The following is a 21,142-nucleotide window of genomic DNA, read 5'->3' as shown; positions in this document are numbered from 1 at the left end:
CCCCGGTCGGCCGGGTCGGGCCGGGTCACATGTGGCGCGGGTGCGGGCCGTCGCCGCGGGAGCGGCGGCGGTCCCAGGGGCGCAGGCTGCCGGGCGAGGGGCCCTCCAGGCCCGCGCGATACAGCCCGTGGGCGATGCGCCGTCGCGCGGCCGTCTCCAGCGCGTCCCGCAGCGGGCCGTCGCGCAGCACCGCCTCGGGGCCGAGCAGGCTCTCGACCGCGGCGAGCGCACCGGCGGTGTCGCCGTGGTGGAGGCGTTCGCGGACGCCGGGGAGGCAGTCGGGCCGGCGGTGTGCCTCGTCGACGGCCCGCAGGCAGGGCAGCGGCGGACCGCCGAAGGCGGCGAGCAGTTCCTCCCGCCGGATCTCGGCCGGGTCGTGGTCGAGGGCGGCCAGCGCGCCGTCGACCAGGCCGATCCGGTGCCGGGCGCCCCGGCACTCCACCACCCGGGGATCACCCGCCCGTTCCGGCACGCCGGGGGTAGCGGTCCGCTCGGCCCCCAGCGCCGCGGCGACCAGCGGATGCAGCCGCCCGGCGTCGATCGCCCCGGCCCGCAGCAGCTCCAGGTCGGGCAGCACCCAGGTCGCCGCGTCGGGCAGGACGGGGAGCGAGGCGTCAGGGGCGCGTGCGTAGGACATCGCCGCCCGCTCCCCGCCGTCGGACACGTCCAGGACGACCCGGTGGCGTGCCCCGAGCCGCACGGAGACCTTGCCGCCGGACCGTCGTTCGGCCCGCAGCAGGATCTCCGCCTCGGCCGCCCATCGGTCGACGGCGCAGCGCTGTCCGGGCGGCAGCGGCCCGGGGGTGTCCGGGTCCGCACCGCCCTCGCCGGACCGGGCCCGCAGCTCGCCGGCCCGGCGGGCGTCCCACAGGTGGCGGTGCAGGTCGAGCCGGAAGCGCCGGCTGGGGCGCGGGTGCGGATGATGCCGGTGGGCCTCCCGGGCGCGGGAGGCGTCCCACAGGTCGAGGCTGATCCGCTGCCCGGCGTCCGCCCAGGCCGGGGGCGTGCGCACCACGAGGTGCAGTGCTCCCGGGCCGGTGGCGCCGTAGCGGGCGAGGGTGATGGTCAGGCCCGGCCGCAGCAGCCCGTCGGGGGCGATCCTCGGCATGTGCCAGCGCAGCAGGTCGGGGGCGAGGTGCCGGAGGTCGGCGCGGAGCCGGGCGGCGAACTCCCGTCCGTGGCGCCGGGCCAGGAGTCGGAGCTGGAGGTCGACGTCGAAGTTCGCGGCGGCGCAGGCGCCCGCCCAGTCACCGGCACGGCGGCGCGCGGTCGCGGTCTCGATCATGGAGGGCGGCACGGCGAACTCGCGCACGCGCGGCCAGAAGGAAAGCGGGAAGTCCCCGTTCGCGAGGTCGGTGAGCATCAGCACTCACCTTGCGCGGACGGGTCCCCCAATCTGTTCACAGAGTGAGTCGTCATCGCGACGGATGCTAGCGACCCCCGACTCCCGTGCGCGACAGGTTATTTCGAGGGCCCCTGCGACGGGCTTTGCCATCTCTTTACAACCCGTCCCGGCGCCGCCTCGTCTCTCCGCACGATCTGTCACCCCGCCCGGCCGTCGGGCGGACCGCCGAAGGAGAGCGATTCCATGCGCCGAACCGTCCTCAGCGCCCTGGCCCTCGCGGGCACCGCCGTACTGATAGGCACGGGGCCCGCGTTCGCGGACGGGCCCGCCACGCCGAGCCCGGTCCCGGCGTCCGCCGCCCCCACCACCCAGCCGGAGAAGAGCGCCGAACCGACCCGGGCGGCCGAGCCGACCCCGGCGCCGGCCCGTGACGAACCGACCCGGGCGCCCGCCGAGGGACAGGTCTCCGTCGTGCCGAGCGGCGCACCCGACACCGGTGTGGCGGCGGCCCCGGCCTCCGGGAGCGACGGCACGGCCCTCGGCGCGGGCGCCGCCGCGGTGCTCGCCCTGGGCGGCGGCACGGTCTTCGTCGTACGCCGCCGCCGGGCGACCGGGGCATGAGCCCGTTCTCCAGGCGCGCGTTCACGGCCGGGGCGCCGGCGTTGCTGCTGACGGCGTGCGCGGGCCACTCGGCCACCCCACCACGGCCGAAGAGGACCGCTTCGCCGGTCCCGGCCAGGAGGACACGCCCCGTGGCCCGTTCGGTCCCGGTGCGGCTGCTGATCCCGGCGATCGGCGTCGACACCCCGGTCATCCGGCTGGGCCTGGCGGCCGACGGCACGGTGCAGGTGCCGCCGGTCACGGCCCACGACCGGGCGGGCTGGTACCGGCACTCGCCGACGCCGGGCGAGACCGGCCCGTCGGTGCTCCTCGGCCATGTCACGGTCGGCCCGTACGGCGACGGCGTCTTCCGGCACCTCGCCCGGCTGCGCCGGGGAGAGCGGATCACCGCGCGCCTGGAGAACGGCACGGCGGCGGAGTTCGCCGTCACGGCGGTGCGGACCGTCCCCAGAACCGACTTCCCGGCGGACGACGTCTACGGGAACGTGGATCGCCCGGAGCTGCGGCTGATCACCTGCGGCGGAGCGCGGACCGGCGACGGTTACGCGGACAACGTGATCGTGTTCGCGGCGCTGAGCGGTGCGAAGTCCCCCACCCCTGGAGAGCGTTGAAACGGTCCCGCGAGAAGGCGGCGTCCGAGCTGTTCGCCGCCCTCTACCCGCGCCTCGCCGGCTGGTGCCGCCGGCTCGTCGACGACGACGGAACGGCCCACGAGATCGCCTCGGAGGCGTTCACCCGGCTCTGGGCCCGCTGGACGTCCGTGGAGGAGCCGCGCGGGTTCCTCTACGTCACCGCGGCCAACCTCGTCCGGGACCACTGGCGCAAGCTGGAGCGCGAGCGCCGCGCCCTGCACCGCGTCACCTCGGAGGCCGCCGTACGGCCCCACCCCGAACAGGCGGACCCGTCGGTGCGGCTGCTCGTGCAGTCGCTGCCGGAGCGACTGCGCGTCCCGATCCTCCTCCACTACTACGCTGACATGCCGATCCGGGAGGTGTCCGCACTGACCGGGCGCAAGGAAGGAACCGTCAAGGCCGACCTGCACGCGGCCCGGGAACTGCTCCGCGTCCACCTGAGGAGAAGCCTTGACCACACGCCTTGACGACGACGGCCCGGAGCCGGGCACCGACGACCCGCTCGCCGTGATCCTGCGCCCCTCCTCCCCCGACTACCTGGGCGCGCCCCCCGGCCAGTACCGGGCGATCCGCCGCCGGGCGACCCGCCGCCGCCTGCTGCGCACCGCGGCCGGGGCGGGTCTGTGCTGCGTCGCGGCCGTCCTCATCAGCGTCCCCCTGCGTCACACGGCACCCGAACGCCCCACGACCCCGACGATCCCGATGGCCCCGCCCACCACGCGTACGGCGCCGCCCACCCCCTCGGCGCCACCCACCCCGGTACCGTCCCCGTCCGAAACCCGCCCGTCCTCCCCGGGCACACACCGCCCGGCCACCGACGACCCCCGTGCGGCGGGCCCCCGCGCCCCCGAGAAGCAGGCGACCGGTCCTGCGGAGGCGTCCCGCGCCCCGTCGGCCACCCCCACCTCGGTGCGCCCCGTCCCCTCGGCGGCCCGCCCGAGCACGGACCGGTCAGGCGCCGGCAGCCGCTGACCGGCCCGCGTCAGCCGCCCCGCCCCTGCCGCCGCATCCGCTCCGCCACCTCGCCGTCCTCGGTCTCCCACCAGGGCCGGACCAGTTCGGCGGGCCCCTGCGCGGCGGGGGCGGCGGGGGCGAGTTCCCCGTCGAGACGCCGGTCCAGTACGGCCGTCCGGGCCCGCTCGGCCCGCACCCACTGCGCGAGGACCACCAGCAGGAAGGGGAGCGCGACCAGTTCGGAGATGCCCAGCATGGCGCCACCGCCGAGCTGCTGGTCGTGGTGGACATCGGGGGACCAGGGCGGTGCGTGGTGCAGGTACCAGGCGCCCGCGATCAGGGTGCCGTGCGTCATGACCACCAGCCCGGGGAGCGCGTCGACGATCCCGTCCAGGAAGACCAGGGCCGCCCGGACCGGGTGGGTGCACCAGGCGGGCAGGGCCTGCTCGCGGGTGAGCACCGGCAGCACGAACAGGCAGCCGGCCGCCAGCAGATGGAGGTACATCAGCTCGTGCAGCCAGCCCACGCGCAGCGCGGTGGCGAAGTACGGCGTGAAATAGACGGTCAGTTCGGTGGCCAGCACCAGGACCGTGCTGACGAGGGGGAACGTCAGCAGCCGGATCAGACGGCCGGTCAGCGCCCGCCGCACCCGGTTGGCGCCGCCCTCCGGCAGCGCCTCCACGGCGAGCCGCAGCGGATCCCCGAGGGCGAGGCCCAGCGGAGCGAGCAGATCGAGTCCGACGTTCTGCACGGCGGCGGGCCAGAACAGCTCATGGTCGTAGACGGCCAGGCCGGACATCGTGGCCACGACGATCGTCCCGAGCCCGAGGAGCACGAAGGCGGCGAGCCGCGCCGGCGGCCAGGGCCCGCCCCGCCGGCGCACCCGGACGACACCCCAGCCGTAGAGCCCGCCCAGCACGGCGACGAGCAGCAGGGCGGGGACGTCCGACTGCCACGATCCCAGCAGCCGTCCGGCGGTCGGTTCCGGCAGGTACACAGCCGACAGTTCGCTCACGAGCGGACGATAACTGCCGAAGTTCAGGGGGCGGCGGCAGGGTGGGCCGGGTCGCCGGTCCCTGGGGCCGGTGACGGCCTCGTTCGCCGTGTCCGCGCACCGGCCGCTGCGCCCCGGTCAGTAGCCCTGGCCGGCGACGTGCTCCTGCTGCGCCGTCGTGAGCGTGTGGATCATGAGGGCGGCGGCCCCGGCCGCGGCGACGATCACCAGGTCGGCGGCGAGCAGGGGCAGGACGCCGCTGTAGGCGCGGGCGATGACCTCGTCCGTGTCGTCGGAGTAGATGATCCCCACGCCGCCGGCCAGGCCGGCCAGCCACAGGCCCCACCACCAGTTCACGACGGCCGGCAGCCGCCGCTCGGGGAAGACCGAGTGGTGGACGTCCGCGACGATGCCCCGGGGTATCCACAGGTTCACGACGGGCAGGATCCAGCCCACCCAGAGCCAGGAGTAGCCGTAGCGCGGGTCCGTGCCCGAGAGGGCCTTGGCGTTGTCCCGCATCCGGTCCAGCCAGAGCAGGAACACGATCACGCAGACGGCCGTGACGGCGCTGCCCAGGGAGGCGACCAGGTGGTAGGAGTCCTCCAGGGTGTTCAGGGGCCGGTTCACGCCGTCGCCCTGGTCGGGCGGGCCGGACGCCGGCTGCCCCGCCACGGCGAGCCGGATGTGCCAGACCGCCCGGGCCACCCAGGCGGCCCCGGCGAGGGCGAGGGCCGCGATCGCGCAGCGGGCCGCTCCCCGGACGGGCCGCAGGGCGGGGGCGGGCGGGGCGGGACTCTGTTCGATCACCCGGTCATCCTGCCGTACGCAGCTCCGAGGCCCGGCCCTCCTCGTCGAAGCGCACTTCCAGGACGTGGTCGACGGCGTCCCGGTCGAGGGGGCCGAACACGTGCGGGAACAGGACGTCCCCCGCGACCCCGGGCGGCGGGGCGGGGGCCGCCGCCTCCCACTCCACCCGCGCGGTGAGCCGCGCCTCGTCGAGGGCCAGCACCAGCAGAGGCCGGGGCGCGTCCCGGTAGAAGGCGTCGACGACGGCCAGTGTGGTCGCCTCGTCCGGGGAGCAGTGCACGAAACCCTCCTCGGCGAGGGAGTCGGGCGCGTAGGCGGGGCCGCGGGCGACGGCCCAGACGGTGCTCGGTACGACGTGATAGATCATGGCCCCGTTATAGACGGCGACGGGAGCCCCGGGAGCCGCAGGGCGGCGATGGCCCGCCGGGTCGCCTCGGCGATCAGGGCGTCCGAGGGTTCGGCGTCGCGGCCGGGCCGGTCGGTCATGACGGCCAGGACGAGCGGCCCGGTGCGGGGCGGGTGGACGACGGCGATGTCGTTGGCCCTGCCGTAGTCGCCCGTGCCGGTCTTGTCGGCCACCTTCCAGTCCCCGGGGAGCCCGGCCCGGATGCGGCGGGCGCCGACGGCGGTGGCGTTGCGCGAGAGCCAGCCCATGAGGAGCCGGCGTTCGCGGACGGGCAGGGCGGTGCCCAGGATCAGGTCGCGGAAGTCGTTGGCGATCGCCTGCGGGGTGGTGGTGTCGGCGGGGTCGTCCGGCGGCACGTCGTGCAGTTCGGGCTCGTAGTGGTCCATCCGGCTCGTGGTGTCGCCGAGCCCGCGCAGGTAGGCCGTGAGTCCGGCGGGGCCGCCGACGTCGCGCATCAGGAGGTTGCCCGCCGTGCCGTCGCTGAAGCGGACGGCGGCGTCGCAGAGTTCACGGAGGGTCATCCCGGTCGCGACGTGCTTGCCGGTGACGGGCGCGGTGGAGCGCAGGTCGGCCTCGGTGTAGGTGACACGGCGGTTAAGCCCGCCCGCGGAGCGGTGGTGCAGGACCGCCGCCGCGGCCAGCGCCTTGAACGTCGAGCAGAACGCGAAGCGTTCACCGGCCCGGTGCACGACCGTGGCACCGGTGCCGGTCGCGAGGGCGTAGACCCCGACGCGTGCGCCGTACTCGCGCTCCAGGTCCGCCAGCCGGGGGCGGTGGACGGCGGCCCTGCCGGACGGCGAACCGGTGGGCGCGGCGCTCCGCCGCCTCGCGTGGTCGGCGGGGCGTTCGTCCGTACCGCAGGCGGCGAGCGGCGTCAGGGCCGCGGCGGCCAGGAGGGCACGGCGGGAGGGGGTGGTGCGGTCGGACGTCACGTTCCGGTCGGGGGTCATACGGCGGGCTCCTTCACGGATTGGGCTGCTGTCACGCGGAGTCGTTCTCGACGCCGTCAACCGCACCACGGCCCGTCTCGGCCCGGCCCGCACGATGGCCGTGCACACCTTCGGCGAACTCCTCGCCACCGTCAAGGAGGACGCCGGGCCGGGCGGCGCCCGGTCCCTGGCCGACCCGCTCGTCGTCACCCGGCTGCGCGCACTCGACCCGGCCCGCACCAATCGCAGCACCCGCGCGACATGACCCGGCTGCTCGCCGCCGTCTGGCGCGACGAGGCGTGCACGCCCGAGCACGGCGCGGCCATCCGCCGCATCCGCGTCGTCGAATACCCCGACGGGGGGCGCTACGCCGTCGCCGTCTTCACCCGCACGGCCCGCACCTGCGCGCTCCTGCCCGCCGCCGACGCCGTCATCGGCACGGCGGCCCGCCTGGCCGTGGACGCCCTGCGCGCTCCCTGAGCGGCCGGCTCCCGCCGGTCAGAGCTGGAACTCGGCGGGATTCACCCCCAACGTCGCACAGGCCTCGCGCAGGACCGTCGCCTCGGCCTGGGAGAAGTGGCCGTCCGCACCGGCGATGACCATGCCGGTCTGGATCACTGCCCTGGCCTCGGTGGGCTTCTTGGCGGCCTTGGCGATCTCCTGCATGGCCTCCGACTTGCCGTACTGGAAGTTGGCGGTCAGCTGGTCCACATGCTTGTTGAAACGCGTGCGCAGCTGCTCCGGCGGGAAGTTCTGCAGGACGTCGTTGCTGAGAATCATCGACTCGACCTGCTGGCGCTCGGCCGGGTCCACATTCCCGTCGGCCGCCGCGACCAGGGCGCACATCGCCATGCTCGCGTCCCGGTACGCACCGCTCTTCAACTCGTTCTTCAACGACCCGAGCTGCGTCTTCAGCAGACCGACCAGCTGGGCCTTGCCGCCACCACCGGACCTCGCCCCACCGCTGCCGTGCCCACCGCTGCCGTGCCCACCGGTCGCGGCGCCTCGCCCGCCCTGCCCCTGCTGGAGAGCCTTGGCCTGGTCCTTGAGCCGGTCCCACACTGCCATTGACGTCACCTCGGTACTAGTAGGCCTCACCTGGCGCACCCGCTCACGCGCGCACACCCACCCAACGCCCGACCCCCGGGCAAAGGTTCCGCAAAAGCGTCTTCGTCTCATCACCCGGACCGCCGCCCGGCCCGGCGCAGGACCAGCGGCCCGGCGACGCACGCCGCGGCGAGCAGGATGCCGAAGGCGACGGCCAGGGCGACCGTGTAGCCGTGGACGGACACGGCGTCCCGCGAGACCCGGCCGGCCGATGACGCCGCGTACGACGCCGAGGCGCCCGCCGCGACGGTGTTGAGCAGTGCGGTGCCGAGCGCGGCACCGAGCTGCTGGGCGGCGTTGTAGGCGGCCGACGCCGCTCCGATGTCCTGCGGCCGGACGTCCGAGGTGGCCAGGGAGGCGGTCGGGGGCAGGACACAGCCGAGACCGAGGCCGGTGAGGACCAGCGCGGGCACCAGATGGAGGGGCAGGACGTCCGTGCTCTGCGTCGTCAGACGGGTCAGGATCAGCACCCCCGCCGCCGCGGCCCCCAGCCCGGGAAGGATCAGCAGCCCGGGTGCCAGGCGTCCGTGCAGTCTCCCGGCGACGGTGGAGCCCAGCAGGGCGTACACCACGGCGGCGAATCCCAGGGCGCTGAGCAGGGCGCCCAGGACGTCGAGCCGCCCGCCCTCGCGGTGCGGGCGGTCGGCCGGCACGAGCGCCGTGCCGAGCAGGGCGAGCAGCGCGACCGGCACGTTGATGTAGAGGCACCACCGCCAGCCCGCGTACTCGGCCAGCAGCCCACCCGCGATCAGGCCGATCGCCGACCCCGCGGCGCCGACCGCCGCGAACACCCCCAGCGCGCGCCCCCGTTCGCGCGGCCCGGTGAACGTCATGGTCAGCAACGACAGCCCCGCGGGGGCGAGAACAGCGGCAAAGGCTCCTTGCAGGGCCCGGGCCGCGAAGAGCGTCTCCTGGTTGCCGGCTGCCCCGCCCAGCGCGGAGGCGACGGCGAAGCCTGCCAGGCCGATGCCGAACGCGCGCCTGTGGCCCCACGTGCTGCCGACTCTGCCGCCGATCAGCAGCAGCCCGCCGAAGGCGAGCGCATACGCGGTGACCACCCATGGCCGGCTTCCGTCGGACATGCCGAGCGCGCTCTGCGCCGAGGGCAGCGCGATGTTGACGATGGTCCCGTCCAGGACGACCAGCAGCTGGGCCGCGCTCACCACCGGCAGCGTCCACCAGCGGGAAAGGCGTAACTCGGGCGATTCGATGTCTCGGGCATCCATGAATTCCATCGTTTCGTTGAAGGGATCCCGGAGACTTTTCGCCGACGGTGCCGTTCCTCCGGGCGGCCTGCCCCGGCAGCCCTCAACCCGCGGTCGAAACGGAGACCGCCCGCACCCCGAAGCCGGGGTGCGGGCGGTCTCCGTGACGGAATGTCAACCGTTGTCGCGTGAGCGGAGCTTCAGGCGGGGGGCGAGGCGGAACGCCGCGAAGCCCACCGCGGCCAGGCCCGCCGCCGCCGCGAGGAGCAGGCCGACGCCGCCCGCGCCGGTGGAGGCGAGGCTGCCGCCGTCGAGGTCGGTCGACGTGCCGCCCGTGGTCGAGGTGCCGCCGCCGGTCGTGCCGGAGGTGCTGCTCGCCGACGGGCTCGGCTCGGCGGACGGGCTCGGCTCGGCCGTGGGGCTACCGGACGGGGAGGGGGACTCGTCGCCGGGTCCGGGCTCCTGCGAGCCGTCACCGGGGACGACCTCGACCGCGAACTGGGTCATGGCGTCTCCGACCGAGGCGGCCACGGTGTACGTGCCCGTGCCCTCACCGGCGGTCAGGGCCGGGGCCGTCGCCTTGCCCGAGTCGTCGGTCTTCACGCGGACCACCCGGTCCTCGCCCTCGAAGCGGGGCGCGTCCTCGGCGGTGTCCTCGACGCGGAACTCCACCTCGGTGCCGGCCGGTGCCGTCTTGCCCGACTTGACCACCCCGGCGATCAGCGCGTCGGCGAAGTCCTGCCCCTGCTCGGCCTTCTGCTTGTCGCCACCGGCGGTGCTCACGACGTACGGGGACTCCTTGACCCGCACGGTGAAGGCCGTCGACGCGCCCAGGGTCTTCGCCCGGACGGTGAACGAGCCCTCCTTGCTGCCGCTCAGGTTGATCCACGGGGTCTGAGCACGGCCCTGGGCATCGGTCGCCACGACCGTCTCGTCGTCGTCGGGGCCGTTGGTGAGGTAGAAGAGCGGCTCCAGGCCGTCCGGGTCCTCGATGGTGTACGTCACGGAGGCGTCCGCGACCGGCTTGCCGTCCTTGCCCTGGGCCACCACGGCCAGCGGCTGGACGTCGGTGCCCGGCTGGGTCGTCACGTCGGTGCCGGTGACCTGGGCCAGCCGGTCGACGGGCAGGCCCCGCCACTGCAGGACGATCCGGCCGGGGCCGCCGGGCGCGTTGGCGCCGCCCTCGGCCACACCGGAGTTGACCGGGTCGCCGGAGGGGGCCCAGAACGGGTCGTTCTTCTCCGGTGCCTTGTTGCCGTTGCCGACGACGAGCCGGGCGTCGTCCACCCGGGCCGGTTCGGCGTAGCTGGAGCCGCCGCCACCGCTGCCGGTGGTGGGGTCGCTGCCGGTGGACGAGCCGGTCTCGGCACCCGTGCCGCCGCCACCGCCCGCGTAGCCGGCACCGCCGCCGCCACCGCCGTAGCGGCCCGCGCCGCCGGCCCCGCCGGCACCGCCCTTGGCGTGGTCGGCGCCCGCGGCGCCGTTGCCGGTACCCGCACCGCCCTTGGCGCCGGTGGCGCCCTTGCCGCCACGCCCCTTCTCCGAGGCGTCCTGGCCGGACTCGCCACCGGCGGCGCCCGCCCGACCGTGGGCGATGTCGCCGCCCCCGCCGCCACCGCCGCCGGCGACGACCAGCGCCGAGCCGCCGCTGGTGCGGATGGCGCTGCTGTTGCCGCCGCGGTCGGCGCCGCTGCTGCCGCCCTTGCCGCCGAGGGCGTCACCGGCGTTCGGACCCCCGACGGCGATGCTCAGCGCCTCTCCGGGGCTGACCTTCAAGGTGCCGGCGACGAAGCCGCCCGCACCGCCGCTCGTCATGGAGTTGCCGGCGCCGCCCTCTCCCCAGGCCCGTACGTCCAGGCCCGTCACGCCGGACGGCACCGTGAACTCGTGCGTCCCCGTCTTCGGATCGAACAGGCGGCAGCCGGAGAAGCCCTCCGTCGGTGTGCACGCCTTCCCGGCGAGCACCGCGCTGCCGGCGGCCGTCGCGGCCGGAGCGCCCGTCAGGGCGGTGCCGGCGGTCAGCGCCACGAAGGTCAGGGCCGCGGCGCCGCGCCGGAATCTGGCGCGGCGCGGCACGGCGGATCCGTGATGCATCAAGGGAACTCCCCAACTCGTCACAAGCTCCCCCCCAGGGAGCCATGAATTGCTCGATCAGAATCGAACACGACTAGTGGGACAGCTGATCAAACCTGAGGCTCTCGGTCAACCGAGAATGGTTGATTCCGGACGCGGAGGCCTCGGGGCAGAGCGCGCGGACGACGTGCACGGCGATGGCGTCGTCGATCGGGTGCGGCTTCGGACGGCCGTTCTCGTCCAGCTCCTGGTACTTCATCAGGTTCTGGGCGAGGGCGACCTGGCGCTTGCCGTCACGGCTGGACAGCGCGATCGTGCCGGCGCCGAACACCGCCCCGTCATGGCCCCAGAAGCGGCCGCAGCCGCGCAGTTCGAGGGCGTAGATGCCGAGGCCGTAGTCCACGCCGGACACGGGGACCGTGCGCGTCATCTGGTCGAGGGAGGCCTTGCCGACCAGCTTCCCGCCGAGCAGGGCGCGGTAGAAGCGGTTCAGGTCGTCGGTGGTGGAGACGACCGAACCCGCGGTGGACGCCCACGACATGTCGTAGACGCTGAAGTCGCGGGGCGGGTCGAGCAGGCCGAACCACGACTCGTACATCCGCGGGTGCGGGCCCTTGATGTACGGGGTACGCGGCAGGTACGTGTGGCGCAGCCCGGCCCGGTCGATGACGTGGCGGGTGAGGTAGGCGCCGGCCTTCTGGCCGGTGACCTTCTCCAGGAGCAGCCCGGCGATGACGTAGTTGGTGTTGGAGTACGAGCCGGGCACCGCACCGGGGCGTCCGGTCGCGGGGGCCGCGAGGCCCATCCTGACCAGTTCCGCGGGGCGTATGGAGCGGAAGCGTTCCTCTTCCAGGCTGGCCGGGGAGTTCCGGGTGAGGGAGGGGAAGGCGCCCGCGACGAAGTCGCCGATGCCACTGGTGTGGTTCAGGAGCATGCGGACGGTGATCTCCCGGCCGCGCTCCCCGGGTATCAGCTCCGGGAGGTAGTCGCCGACGGGTGCGTCGAGCCGGATCCGGCCGCGCTCCACCTGCTGCATCACACCCACGGCGGTGAAGGTCTTGCTGATGCTGCCCACCCGCTGGCGCATGCCCGGCGTGACGGGCCGTCCGGTGGCCACGTCGGCGACCCCGGAGGCTCCGGTCCACCGCTCGCCGCCGTCCCGGACGGACGAGAAGACGCCGTACATGCCCGCCTCGTGGACGGCGTCCAGCGAGTCGCGCAGGGCGGGCCGGTCCAGGGACACGGCGTCCGGGGAGGCGGCGGGGCCGGCCTGCGCGGGCGCGGTCAGTACGACGGTGGTGGTCAGCAAGGTGGTGCCCAGGACGGTTCCGAGGAGCCGGGCGATGCGCAACTGCTTGTCCCTTCCCTGATGTTCGAGTACGTCGGTTTTCGACCACGTCGTGTTCGAACAGGTCGGGATCATCGTCTTGGGCGGCGGACGGTCCTTACATCCTTCCGAGGGATGATCGAAAACCGGCCGCCGCCCGCTGACGCGCCGTCACGCCGCCTGTGTGTCCGACGTGATGCGCAGCGCCTCCACCAGCTCCCGGTACAGCGCGTCCGTCGCGAGCAGCTCCGCGTGGCCGCCCCGGGCGCGGACCCGGCCCGCCTCCATCACCACGATGGTGTCCGCGTCGATCACGGTCGACAGGCGGTGGGCGATGGTGACGACCGCGCCGGTCGCCGCGCGGGCGCGCACGCAGGTCTGCACGGCGGCCTCGGTCAGCCCGTCGAGCTGGGCCGTCGCCTCGTCCAGGAGCAGCACGTCCGGGGTGCGCAGCAGGGCCCGGGCCAGGGCGATGCGCTGCCGCTCGCCGCCGGAGACCGCCGCGCCGGACAGGGGCGTGTCGAGTCCCTCGTCCAGGGCGTCGACCTTCTCGGCCAGCCGCACCTCGTGCAGGACGCGCCGCAGTTCCTCGTCGGTCGCGCCGGGGCGGGCCAGCAGCAGGTTGTCGCGGATCGTCCCGGGCACGACCGGGGTGTCCTGCTCGACGTACGCCAGGCGCGACCGGATCTCGTCGTGGGAGTGGTCGCGGTACGGGCGGCCGTCCAGGAGCAGTTCGCCGCCGGTCGGCTCCAGGAAGCGCAGGACCAGGGAGAACAGGGTCGTCTTGCCCGCACCCGACGGTCCGACGATCGCCGTGTGACCGTACCGGGGGATCACCAGGGAGACGCCGCGCACCGCCGGGTCGGCGCCGGGGCCGTAGGCGGCGCTGACGTCCCGCAGTTCCAGCACGGGGGTGTCCTCGGCGGCCGCCGCACGCACCGGCGCGGGTCCGCGGACGTGGTCCTCGGCCCGTCCTTCCGACTCCAGGGCGTCGGTCTCCCGGATCCGCTCCGCGGCGGCGATCCCCGACTGGAGCGCCGTGATGTTCTGGCTGAGCTCGCCGACCGGGTCCATCAGGCCGAACGCGTAGAGCAGGAACGCGATGAGGCCGGACACCTCCAGGGCGCCCTCCGAGACCCGCCAGGCGCCCACGCCCAGCACGAGGATGATCGCGAGCTGGATGCCGGCGACCGCGATCGTCCAGGCCAGGGCCTCGCGGCGGACGGCACGGACGCCGTGCTCGGCGGAGGCGCGGGCGTCGGCCACGATGCGCTCGGCCGTGCGGTCCTCGGCCCGGCCGGCCTTCACGGTCCGGATCGCGCGCAGCGCGCCCTCCAGGTTCCCGCCGAGCCGTCCGAGGTGGTCCTGGGCGCGCTGCTGCGCGGTCGCGATCCCGGGCATCAGGACGGCGAACAGGACGCCGACCACCGCCACGGCCGCCGCGACCGTCCCCAGCAGCACCAGGTCGAGGACGCCCATGAGGATCAGGGTCCCGAAGAGCATGACCACGGCGTTGATCAGGCCGACCGGGGCGCCGGTGGCGGCCTGGTGCAGCAGGACCGTGTCGGAGGTGACGCGGGTGACCAGCTCGCCGGGCGGGCGCCGGGTGACGGCCGGGACCGTCGCCGTCAGGAAGCGCCGCACCATCGACTCGCGGGCCCCGAGCACCACGCGCTCCCCCAGCGCGCCGAGCAGCGTCCACTGCCAGTACATGACGGCACTGCCGACGACCAGCAGAACCAGGAGGGCCCAGATCGGCCCGCGCAGCGACTCCGATCCGCCGAGCGCGTCGAGCACGCCCTTGGTGACCATCGGCGTGGCCAGCCCCATCCCGGAGCCCACCAGGGCGAGGGCGAGCGCCAGGACCAGCGCGCGCCGATGTGGGCGGGCGAACGACCAGAGGATCCGCAGCCGCGGGACGGACAGCTTGGGGGACGCGCTTTCCGGAACAGTCATGATGCCGAGTGGAACACTGTTGTTCCATAACGGTCAATCGATTTTCATCATGGAAGGCGCGCTACCGTATGCGGCATGGGTGAGGAGCGGGCCGTGGCGGCCGAGAGCGGAACCCGGGCACGCACGCGTCGCGCCATCGTCGACGCCGCCGTCGCCCTGCTGGCCGGCGACCCGACCGCGTCGCTCGGCGACGTCGCGACGGCGGCGGGTGTGGGGCGTACGACGGTCCACCGCTACTTCCCCGAGCGGTCCGACCTGCTCGCCGCGATCAGCGCGGACGTCCTGGACAAGGTCGAGGCGGCGACCGAGCGCGCCCGGCTCGACGACGGCCCGGCCGCCAAGGCGCTGGAGCGGCTGTGCCAGGAGTACTTCGAGCTCGGCGACGGCCTCACGCTGATGTTCGACACGCCGCAGTTGACGAACTGGTCCGACTGGGACGAGGAAACCCCCGCCGATCTGCACTTCCTGCACACGGTCCGGCGCGGCCACGCGGAGGGCAGCATCGATGCCGAGCTCCACGAGGAGTGGGTCCGCAACCTGGTGTGGGCCCTGCTCTACACGGCCTGGGAGCACACCCGCACCACCGGCACCCCCAAGCACTCGGCCCTGACCCTGTGCCTGCACACCCTGCGCAAGGCCATCGCGCCCTAGGAGCGCTTTCCAGGGGGCGGGAAGACCGGGGCCGGCTCCCGAGCGGCACACGCGGGGACGCGACGGCCGGACCCGGCCTTCCTCTGGCCGCAATCTGCCACCCGTACGACGGTGCCGCCTCCGGGGCGGGCCCGAACGGGGAGAGGGGAGGGCCCGCCGGCCGGTTAGGGAGCGGTTCGGTGCGGATGGGGGTGGCAGGGTCTGTGATGATGTGCGCATGTCGACCCTTGCCACCGTCGCGGTGCTGGCCCTCGCCGCGCTCCACGCCTACATCCTGGTGCTGGAGATGTTCCTGTGGACCACGCCACGGGCCCGGGCCGCCTTCGGTACCAGTGCCGAGTTCGCCGCCTCGACGAAGGCCCTGGCGGCCAACCAGGGCCTCTACAACGGCTTCCTCGCGGCCGGCCTGGTGTGGGGCGCGGTGGCGTCCGACCCGGTCGGCTTCCAGGTGTCGGTGTTCTTCCTGGTGTGCGTGGCGGTCGCGGGGCTCTACGGCGCCGCGACGGCGAGCAGGAAGATCCTCTTCGTCCAGACCGTCCCGGCGCTGGCCGCCCTGGCCCTGGTGCTGCTCGCGCGCTGAGTCAGAGGCCCTGCGTGACGGCCCGTGCCATGACCCGGCGGGCCTCCGCCTCGTCGGTGGCGGGCGGCACCACCAGCAGGTCCCAGCGCCCCCGGCCGGGGGCGAGCAGGCACACGGTGTGCGGGGCGGTCGGCGAGTCCGTGCGCCCCACGTGCACCGCCTGGCCCGCCACATCCATCCGCTCCGGGCACTCCGGCCAGGTGTCCCCGTTGACCAGGACGCTGCTGATCCGGCCCCAGGCAGCCGGCAGCCCGCCGAGCAGCCCGGGCAGTTCGGCGGCCAGGTCGTAGGAGCGGGGCCACCACGCCCCGTCGATGCGGCGGGCCGTGCGGTCCTGGCGCGCCTGGTCCGCGATCCGTAGCCGGACCTCGGACGGGGCGGGGACGGACGGCGGGGGCGAAGAGGCGGACGTCATCGAGGGACTCCTGCTGCGGAGGGGCGGCGAGACCGGTTCGGCCACCTGTTGCGACATACCCTCGGCATATCCACCGTACGCCGTGGGGCGGTACGGAGGCCGGGGCCGGCCGTACCGCCCACCGCCGGTCACAGACCGTAGCGGCTCTTCAGATGGCGCCAGAAGTCGCGCAGCATCCACGTGTCGAACTCGGTGATCTGCGTGGCGCTGCCCGCCTTCATCAGGAAGCAGCACTGGCCGGTCGGCGACCAGTCGTAGAAGTCGTCGAGGCCGAAGGTGTGGCCGACCTCGTGCAGGTAGATGTGGATGTTCTCCTGGTTCAGCGCGCCGGTGAAGTACTCCTGGCCCATGCGCTGGCCCCAGTCACCGCCCGCGCCGCCCTGGAAGCCCTTGGTCAGCCACAGCGACTGGTCGTAGTGGCGCGCGGCGCCGCCCGGGCACTTGGAGTAGTTGCCGTCCTGGTGGAAGAAGCGCCCGCAGTCCGGGGCGCACTGCGGGGAGCCGCCGCCGTCGAGGACGCCCGCGTAGATGTCGACGGAGTTGTCGGTCCACTGCAGGGTGGAGCGGTTCTTCACGGCCCAGCCGACGATGTTGACCGGGACGTTCGTGTACGGCCAGGCGTTGTGGCCCTTGCCGTTCACCACCATCGCGGACATCCACTTGCCGAACTGCTTCTTCAGCGCCGCGTGGATCCGGTCGCGCAGGGCGGCGCTGACCGGGGCGTCGGACTCCCAGCGCACGCAGTAGTTGACGCTGCCCCGGTTGGCCATGACCTGGTCCCAGCCGTAGTTCCGGAAGCCGTACAGGTTCCCGTAGGTCGACTCGACGTGGTTCCACACCTCGTTCAGGGGCTGGGCGAGGTGCGCGGGCGGATTCCATTCGTCGGCGGCCTGCGCCTTGCCGGACGCCATGCCGGGGGTGGCGAACGCCGCCGCCAGCACGGCGAGCACGGTGAGCAGCCGCGCCAGGTGTCTGCGCATGGTGATCTCCTCGTGGGGGAGAGGGATGTCACCCTGAGGTCGTCACCGGCGCGGCCGGGGTTGCCCGCCCATCACCGAAGGGCATTCCGGGCGCTTTATCACATTCCGTCGGCGATACTTGGGGCATGAATACGGCAACGTATGCAGAACTGGCGGCCTCGTCAGATCACGCGGTCGCCGTGGCCATCGCCTTCGTCGGCGGGCTCATCGTGGCCTGTGCGCTGATCTGGGCCGTGCGGGTCGGGATGCAGGTCATGGACAAGGACACCCATCACCCCGCCCCGGAGGAGCAGCCGCACCTGCCGGACACCGGTCCGGTCCGCGAGATGCGGGAGATGCGGGAGCCCGACGACATGCCGGTCGTGACGCGCGAGGGCCAGCGGCTCATGCCGCATGAGCTCCATCACTCGAGCACCAGGACCGGAAAGGACCAGAAACCGCGCCGCTGGTCGCCCGGATCCAGTGGATCCTTCGGCGGCGGCGGACTCGGCCGCACCTGAGACCGGGGGCGACATGTCCGCCCGCCACCGCAAGCGCTGGGCGACGTCAGGGGCTGCCACGGCGCTGGCCCTGTCCGCGGTGCTCGCGGGCTGCAGCGGTGACGACACCCCCGCGGACGCCGCGAGCAAGGCGGAGTCCGCGGTGGGGTCGATCGCCTCGGAGGCCGGCGAGGCGGTCGAGTCGGCCTCGGCCGAGGCGCAGCAGCGGCTCGACGACATCCAGGACGGCGTCGACGTCAAGGGCGACGTGACGACCGGGGCGCCCGTCACCGGCTCCGACGGCCGGGTCCGCACGGATGTCACCGCCCGCAACACCGACGACTCGGCCCGGTCCTTCGCCGTCCAGGTCGACTTCCGCAACGCCGACGGCCGGCTGGTCGACACGATCATCGTCACGGTGGACCACGTGCAGGCCGGCAGCTCCGCCACGGCCACCGCCCGCAGCACCCACGACCTGTCCGGTGAGGTCCGCACCGAGGTGGCCCGGGCGGTCCGCTACTGACCCTCACGCCGTACTACGCCACGCGAGCACCCCACGCCCCAGAAGGGGCGCGGGGAACGGCGCGACCAGCCACGACGGCGCCGCAGACACACACAACGCCAAGCCCCACACCCCCAGGGGCGCGGGGAACGGCGCGACCAGCCCCCTCACCCCCGCAGACACACGACGACCCGAATCCGCGCCACCCGCGGAGCGCTCAGCGGCCGAGCCACACCGTCGTGTCCGGTCCAACCCGCCCGTCCTCCAGGGGCGCGCTGCTCAGCAACACCTCCCCGGCCGGCAGGTCGACCGCCGCGCCGGACAGATTCGCGACGCAGCGCCACCCCTCGCAGCGGTCGAACCGCAGCACGCCCTCCGGGGCGTCCGCCGCCCAGGTCAGCTCCTCGCCGTCGAGCAGCTTGCGGCGCAGCCGCAGTGCCGTGCGGTACAGCTCCAGGGTCGAGCCCTCCACCCCGTCCTGCGCCTCGACGGCGTACGCGGCGAAGCCGGGCGGCTGCGGGAGCCAGGCCCCGCCGGGCCCGAAGCCGTACGACGGCCCGGCCGTCGTCCACGGCAGCGGCACCCGGCAGCCGTCACGGCCCTTGCGGACGTGCCCGGTCTGCTCCCAGATCGGGTCCTGGAGCACCTCGGTGGGCAGGTCGGCGACCTCGGGCAGACCGAGTTCCTCCCCCTGGTAGACGTACGCCGACCCGGGCAGCGCCAGCATCAGCAGCGTGGCCGCCCGGGCCCGGCGCTGCCCGGCCGCCTCGTCGACGGCCGGGGCGCGCCCGCCGGAGAGCAGCCAGGCGTTGAGGTCGGTGTCCGGCGGGAGCATCAGCCGGGAGGCGTGGCGGATCACGTCGTGGTTGGACAGCACCCACGTGGCCGACGCCCCCGCCGCCCGGGCGGTGGCGAGCGAGTCGGTGATGACGTGGCGCAACTCCTCCGCGTCCCAGCCGGCCTCCAGGTACTCGAAGTTGAAGGCCTGGCCGAGTTCGTCCGGGCGGGCGTACAGCGCACGCCGGGCGCCGGGCACCCACGCCTCGGCGACGGCCATGCGGGGCGGGCGGTACGCGTCGAGGATCTTGCGCCAGTCGCGGTAGATCTCGTGCACGTCGTCACGGTCGTAGAAGGGGTGGGTGCCGGGCGGCAGCGCGGTGAGTGCCGCCTCGCGGCTCAGCTCGGGCCGGCCGAGGTCGCGCAGGGGTTCGCTCAGGTCCTTGACGAGGGCGTGGGCGACGTCGATGCGGAAGCCGTCGACCCCGCGGTCGGACCAGAAGCGCAGGGTGGTGCGGTAGTCGGCGCGGACCTCCTGGTTCTCCCAGTTGAGGTCCGGCTGTTCGGGGGCGAACAGGTGCAGGTACCACTGGCCGTCGGGCACCCGCTTCCAGGCGCTGCCGCCGAAGACGGACTGCCAGTCGGTGGGCGGGAGTTCGCCGTGTTCGCCGCGGCCGTCGCGGAAGACGTAGCGGTCCCGGGCCGCCGAGCCGGGCCCCGCGTAGAGGGCCTCCTGGAACCACGCGTGCCGGTGCGAGGAGTGGTTGGGCACGATGTCGACGATGACCTTCAGGCCGAGCCGGTGGGCCTCGGCGACCAGGGCGTCGAAGTCGTCGAGGGTGCCCAGGCGCGGGTCGACTCCCCGGGGGTCGGCGACGTCGTAGCCGCCGTCGGCGAGTTCGGACGGGTAGAAGGGGCTCAGCCACAGGGCGTCCACGCCCAGGCCGGCGAGGTGGGTGAGGCGGCGGGTGATGCCGCGCAGATCACCGAGTCCGTCGCCGTCGGCGTCGGCGAAGCTGCGGGGGTAGATCTGGTAGACGACGGCCTGGCGCCACCAGTCGGGGTCCCGGGACGACAGGTCGAGGGTCGAGCGATCGGTCACGCGGTCTCCTTCGCAGGGCATACGGGCGACAGCATTGAATCTGTCCAGAATGCCGGAAAAAGGAACCATCGCGCTGATCGGAGTGATCCATTCCCGCTGTGACGGAAGTGTGATGGCGGAGCAACTTCCTTTGCATTACCGCAGGTTGACAGTGTGCTGCGGGCGCCGCCACGATGGGGCCACTGAGGCGCATGTGACCAATGAGCCCAGTATTTCTCAGACCACTCATCCCCCGGTGCGGCCCCGGCAGCCGCGTGCGTCGCGCTGCCCGCATGCCGTCACCCGGGTCCTGCACACGCCAAGAAATGGGATACGCATGTCCATAGCGAGACGTGTCACCGCGCGACGCCTGCTGGGGACGGGCGCCGCGGCCCTCGCCCTCTGCGCCGCCTCCGCCACGACCTCCTTCGCCACCGGAACGCCCGGCGGCGACGGCTGGTCGTCCGGCGGCAGCTACAAGCCGGGCACGGGCGCGGGCACGGAGACCGGGACCGACCGCTGCCAGTTCTCGCTCGACGGCACGAACTTCTACGACTCGGTCAAGGTCGACGACCAGAACCTGAAGCCGACCGAGGACGGCAAGGTCCACGTCAAGGTCCGCACGGCCGGTGGCGCGGCCACCTGCACGGCCTCCCTCGCGTCCTACCTCGCGCACGGCGCGACGTTCGCCACCTCCGGCGAGCAGGTGTTCGTCGACTTCGACACGGTGACGGTCAAGCCGGGCGCCACCGACTCGCTCGACATCGCCATCCCGGACAAGGGCTGCTTCGGGCAGATCGACCTGTACCGGGGTGCGGTGAAGTTCGACGGCGAACTCGACGCGAAGGACGGCTTCGAGCACGGCGAACTGCCCAAGGGACCGGACCGCCCGGTCATCAAGGACAAACTGATCGCGGCCTGGAACGGCGGCACGAAGGACTGCACGACCCCGCCGCCAGCGGAGGAGGAGCCGCCCGCCTCCACCCCGCCCGCGAGCCCGTCCGAGCCGGCCGAGGGCACGACGCCCCCGGCGAGCCCGTCGGAGCCGGCCGAGCCCTCGACGCCGCCGTCCTCCGGCACGGACACGCCCACCCCGAGCGCCTCCGAGTCGACGCCCGCCGCCCCCAAGCCGAACGGCGGTGGCGGTGACCTCGCCGAGACGGGCGCCGACAGCAGCACCGGCCCGATCGCCCTCGGCGCGGCCGCCCTGCTGGCGGGTGGCGCGGCCCTCGTCGTCGTGACGCGCCGCCGCTCGGCCAAGCGCGGCGCGTAGCACGCCCGAGCCCGAAGACGCCCGGTGTGCTGCCGTCCGGCGGCGGCA

The 21,142-nt window shown here is 74.0% G+C and carries 22 protein-coding genes and 1 pseudogene; 10 read left to right on the top strand and 13 right to left on the bottom strand.

Annotated elements, in window-relative coordinates:
* Nucleotides 1-25: 25 nt before the first annotated feature.
* Entirely contained in the window at nt 26-1,363 is a 1,338-nt protein-coding gene (locus HNR57_RS15780; RefSeq protein ID WP_184560631.1) for a hypothetical protein, read from the bottom strand.
* A gap of 225 nt (nt 1,364-1,588) precedes the next feature.
* Between HNR57_RS15780 and HNR57_RS15775 the strand changes: the two genes are divergently transcribed.
* The 4 genes from HNR57_RS15775 to HNR57_RS15760 are packed head-to-tail and all read left to right on the top strand — an operon-like array spanning nt 1,589 to nt 3,570.
* Nucleotides 1,589-1,966, top strand: a complete 378-nt coding sequence (locus HNR57_RS15775; RefSeq protein ID WP_184560630.1) for a Tat pathway signal sequence domain protein — start codon at nt 1,589-1,591, stop codon at nt 1,964-1,966.
* Nucleotides 1,963-2,577 (top strand): class F sortase, encoded by a 615-nt coding sequence (locus HNR57_RS15770; RefSeq protein WP_184560629.1) that lies wholly within the window; start codon nt 1,963-1,965, stop codon nt 2,575-2,577. Before HNR57_RS15775 ends, HNR57_RS15770 begins: the two co-directional genes overlap by 4 nt.
* Nucleotides 2,574-3,065: an RNA polymerase sigma factor gene (locus HNR57_RS15765; RefSeq protein ID WP_107456362.1), complete on the top strand. Its 492-nt coding sequence runs from the start codon at nt 2,574-2,576 to the stop codon at nt 3,063-3,065. Before HNR57_RS15770 ends, HNR57_RS15765 begins: the two co-directional genes overlap by 4 nt.
* Nucleotides 3,049-3,570 (top strand): hypothetical protein, encoded by a 522-nt coding sequence (locus HNR57_RS15760; RefSeq protein ID WP_184560628.1) that lies wholly within the window; start codon nt 3,049-3,051, stop codon nt 3,568-3,570. The genes HNR57_RS15765 and HNR57_RS15760 overlap by 17 nt, the downstream gene beginning before the upstream one ends.
* A gap of 10 nt (nt 3,571-3,580) precedes the next feature.
* On the opposite strand, the gene HNR57_RS15755 is transcribed toward HNR57_RS15760, so the two are convergent.
* The 4 genes from HNR57_RS15755 to bla form a co-directional block, all read right to left on the bottom strand.
* Nucleotides 3,581-4,567 (bottom strand): cytochrome c oxidase assembly protein, encoded by a 987-nt coding sequence (locus HNR57_RS15755; protein ID WP_376772253.1) that lies wholly within the window; start codon nt 4,565-4,567, stop codon nt 3,581-3,583.
* 117 nt (nt 4,568-4,684) lie between these two features.
* On the bottom strand, nt 4,685-5,353 hold the full coding sequence (locus tag HNR57_RS15750; protein ID WP_184560627.1) for a DUF4328 domain-containing protein: 669 nt from the start codon (nt 5,351-5,353) through the stop codon (nt 4,685-4,687).
* A gap of 4 nt (nt 5,354-5,357) precedes the next feature.
* Complete coding sequence (locus HNR57_RS15745; RefSeq protein WP_184560626.1) at nt 5,358-5,720, bottom strand: DUF952 domain-containing protein; 363 nt, start codon at nt 5,718-5,720, stop codon at nt 5,358-5,360.
* A complete protein-coding gene (gene bla, locus HNR57_RS15740; protein WP_184560625.1) occupies nt 5,717-6,709 on the bottom strand; it encodes a class A beta-lactamase in 993 nt (330 codons plus the stop codon). The genes HNR57_RS15745 and bla overlap by 4 nt, the downstream gene beginning before the upstream one ends.
* A gap of 25 nt (nt 6,710-6,734) precedes the next feature.
* Here bla and HNR57_RS15735 point away from each other — a divergent pair.
* Nucleotides 6,735-7,168 (top strand): annotated as a pseudogene (locus tag HNR57_RS15735) (serine hydrolase); the annotation flags it as partial.
* 18 nt (nt 7,169-7,186) lie between these two features.
* Here HNR57_RS15735 and HNR57_RS15730 read toward each other — a convergent pair.
* The 5 genes from HNR57_RS15730 to HNR57_RS15710 form a co-directional block, all read right to left on the bottom strand.
* Nucleotides 7,187-7,756 (bottom strand): tellurite resistance TerB family protein, encoded by a 570-nt coding sequence (locus HNR57_RS15730; RefSeq protein WP_184560624.1) that lies wholly within the window; start codon nt 7,754-7,756, stop codon nt 7,187-7,189.
* A gap of 110 nt (nt 7,757-7,866) precedes the next feature.
* On the bottom strand, nt 7,867-9,021 hold the full coding sequence (locus HNR57_RS15725) for an MFS transporter (protein ID WP_184560623.1): 1,155 nt from the start codon (nt 9,019-9,021) through the stop codon (nt 7,867-7,869).
* Nucleotides 9,022-9,174: 153 nt separating this feature from the next.
* Nucleotides 9,175-11,094, bottom strand: a complete 1,920-nt coding sequence (locus HNR57_RS15720; RefSeq protein WP_184560622.1) for a glycine-rich domain-containing protein — start codon at nt 11,092-11,094, stop codon at nt 9,175-9,177.
* 73 nt (nt 11,095-11,167) lie between these two features.
* Entirely contained in the window at nt 11,168-12,424 is a 1,257-nt protein-coding gene (locus HNR57_RS15715; protein WP_184560621.1) for a serine hydrolase domain-containing protein, read from the bottom strand.
* A gap of 147 nt (nt 12,425-12,571) precedes the next feature.
* Nucleotides 12,572-14,356: an ABC transporter ATP-binding protein gene (locus HNR57_RS15710; RefSeq protein ID WP_246554646.1), complete on the bottom strand. Its 1,785-nt coding sequence runs from the start codon at nt 14,354-14,356 to the stop codon at nt 12,572-12,574.
* Nucleotides 14,357-14,431: 75 nt separating this feature from the next.
* On the opposite strand from HNR57_RS15710, the gene HNR57_RS15705 reads away from it, so the two are divergent.
* Together HNR57_RS15705 and HNR57_RS15700 are read left to right on the top strand one after the other, a co-directional pair.
* Nucleotides 14,432-15,007, top strand: coding sequence for a TetR/AcrR family transcriptional regulator (locus HNR57_RS15705; protein ID WP_184560620.1), 576 nt, complete (start codon nt 14,432-14,434; stop codon nt 15,005-15,007).
* 217 nt (nt 15,008-15,224) lie between these two features.
* Entirely contained in the window at nt 15,225-15,587 is a 363-nt protein-coding gene (locus HNR57_RS15700) for a DUF1304 domain-containing protein (RefSeq protein ID WP_184560619.1), read from the top strand.
* Nucleotide 15,588: 1 nt separating this feature from the next.
* Here the strand turns inward: HNR57_RS15700 and HNR57_RS15695 are convergent, their stop codons facing one another.
* Together HNR57_RS15695 and HNR57_RS15690 are read right to left on the bottom strand one after the other, a co-directional pair.
* Complete coding sequence (locus HNR57_RS15695) at nt 15,589-16,002, bottom strand: DUF5994 family protein (RefSeq protein ID WP_184560618.1); 414 nt, start codon at nt 16,000-16,002, stop codon at nt 15,589-15,591.
* Between the two features lie 128 nt (nt 16,003-16,130).
* Nucleotides 16,131-16,982 carry a hypothetical protein gene (locus HNR57_RS15690; RefSeq protein ID WP_184560617.1) on the bottom strand — a complete coding sequence of 284 codons (852 nt, stop codon included), beginning with the start codon at nt 16,980-16,982 and terminating at the stop codon, nt 16,131-16,133.
* Between the two features lie 125 nt (nt 16,983-17,107).
* On the opposite strand from HNR57_RS15690, the gene HNR57_RS15685 reads away from it, so the two are divergent.
* Together HNR57_RS15685 and HNR57_RS15680 are read left to right on the top strand one after the other, a co-directional pair.
* On the top strand, nt 17,108-17,482 hold the full coding sequence (locus HNR57_RS15685; protein WP_184560616.1) for a DUF6479 family protein: 375 nt from the start codon (nt 17,108-17,110) through the stop codon (nt 17,480-17,482).
* A 13-nt stretch (nt 17,483-17,495) separates the two neighbouring features.
* Complete coding sequence (locus tag HNR57_RS15680) at nt 17,496-17,984, top strand: hypothetical protein (RefSeq protein ID WP_184560615.1); 489 nt, start codon at nt 17,496-17,498, stop codon at nt 17,982-17,984.
* 196 nt (nt 17,985-18,180) lie between these two features.
* Here HNR57_RS15680 and HNR57_RS15675 read toward each other — a convergent pair whose 3' ends face one another.
* Nucleotides 18,181-19,863, bottom strand: a complete 1,683-nt coding sequence (locus tag HNR57_RS15675) for a glycoside hydrolase family 13 protein (RefSeq protein WP_184560614.1) — start codon at nt 19,861-19,863, stop codon at nt 18,181-18,183.
* A gap of 295 nt (nt 19,864-20,158) precedes the next feature.
* Between HNR57_RS15675 and HNR57_RS15670 the strand changes: the two genes are divergently transcribed.
* Nucleotides 20,159-21,094, top strand: coding sequence for an LAETG motif-containing sortase-dependent surface protein (locus HNR57_RS15670; protein ID WP_184560613.1), 936 nt, complete (start codon nt 20,159-20,161; stop codon nt 21,092-21,094).
* Nucleotides 21,095-21,142: the final 48 nt, after the last annotated feature.

Origin of the sequence: Streptomyces paradoxus (genome assembly GCF_014202475.1) — a bacterium.
GTDB classification, from domain to species: domain Bacteria; phylum Actinomycetota; class Actinomycetes; order Streptomycetales; family Streptomycetaceae; genus Streptomyces; species Streptomyces paradoxus.
Note: the sequence above shows the minus strand (reverse complement) of the source record. Positions and strands in the feature narration are given on the sequence as shown.

Excerpts from the sequence above, each read along its gene's own strand:
- HNR57_RS15690 (WP_184560617.1), bottom strand. The coding sequence starts at position 16,982 with ATGCGCAGACACCTGGCGCGGCTGCTCACCGTGCTCGCCGTGCTGGCG.
- HNR57_RS15685 (WP_184560616.1), top strand. The coding sequence starts at position 17,108 with ATGAATACGGCAACGTATGCAGAACTGGCGGCCTCGTCAGATCACGCG.
- HNR57_RS15725 (WP_184560623.1), bottom strand. The coding sequence starts at position 9,021 with ATGGATGCCCGAGACATCGAATCGCCCGAGTTACGCCTTTCCCGCTGG.
- HNR57_RS15730 (WP_184560624.1), bottom strand. The coding sequence starts at position 7,756 with ATGGCAGTGTGGGACCGGCTCAAGGACCAGGCCAAGGCTCTCCAGCAG.
- HNR57_RS15780 (WP_184560631.1), bottom strand. The coding sequence starts at position 1,363 with ATGCTCACCGACCTCGCGAACGGGGACTTCCCGCTTTCCTTCTGGCCG.
- HNR57_RS15770 (WP_184560629.1), top strand. The coding sequence starts at position 1,963 with ATGAGCCCGTTCTCCAGGCGCGCGTTCACGGCCGGGGCGCCGGCGTTG.
- HNR57_RS15705 (WP_184560620.1), top strand. The coding sequence starts at position 14,432 with ATGGGTGAGGAGCGGGCCGTGGCGGCCGAGAGCGGAACCCGGGCACGC.
- HNR57_RS15680 (WP_184560615.1), top strand. The coding sequence starts at position 17,496 with ATGTCCGCCCGCCACCGCAAGCGCTGGGCGACGTCAGGGGCTGCCACG.
- HNR57_RS15700 (WP_184560619.1), top strand. The coding sequence starts at position 15,225 with ATGTCGACCCTTGCCACCGTCGCGGTGCTGGCCCTCGCCGCGCTCCAC.
- HNR57_RS15710 (WP_246554646.1), bottom strand. The coding sequence starts at position 14,356 with ATGACTGTTCCGGAAAGCGCGTCCCCCAAGCTGTCCGTCCCGCGGCTG.
- HNR57_RS15695 (WP_184560618.1), bottom strand. The coding sequence starts at position 16,002 with ATGACGTCCGCCTCTTCGCCCCCGCCGTCCGTCCCCGCCCCGTCCGAG.
- HNR57_RS15670 (WP_184560613.1), top strand. The coding sequence starts at position 20,159 with ATGTCCATAGCGAGACGTGTCACCGCGCGACGCCTGCTGGGGACGGGC.
- HNR57_RS15675 (WP_184560614.1), bottom strand. The coding sequence starts at position 19,863 with ATGCCCTGCGAAGGAGACCGCGTGACCGATCGCTCGACCCTCGACCTG.
- bla (WP_184560625.1), bottom strand. The coding sequence starts at position 6,709 with ATGACCCCCGACCGGAACGTGACGTCCGACCGCACCACCCCCTCCCGC.
- HNR57_RS15775 (WP_184560630.1), top strand. The coding sequence starts at position 1,589 with ATGCGCCGAACCGTCCTCAGCGCCCTGGCCCTCGCGGGCACCGCCGTA.
- HNR57_RS15720 (WP_184560622.1), bottom strand. The coding sequence starts at position 11,094 with ATGCATCACGGATCCGCCGTGCCGCGCCGCGCCAGATTCCGGCGCGGC.
- HNR57_RS15745 (WP_184560626.1), bottom strand. The coding sequence starts at position 5,720 with ATGATCTATCACGTCGTACCGAGCACCGTCTGGGCCGTCGCCCGCGGC.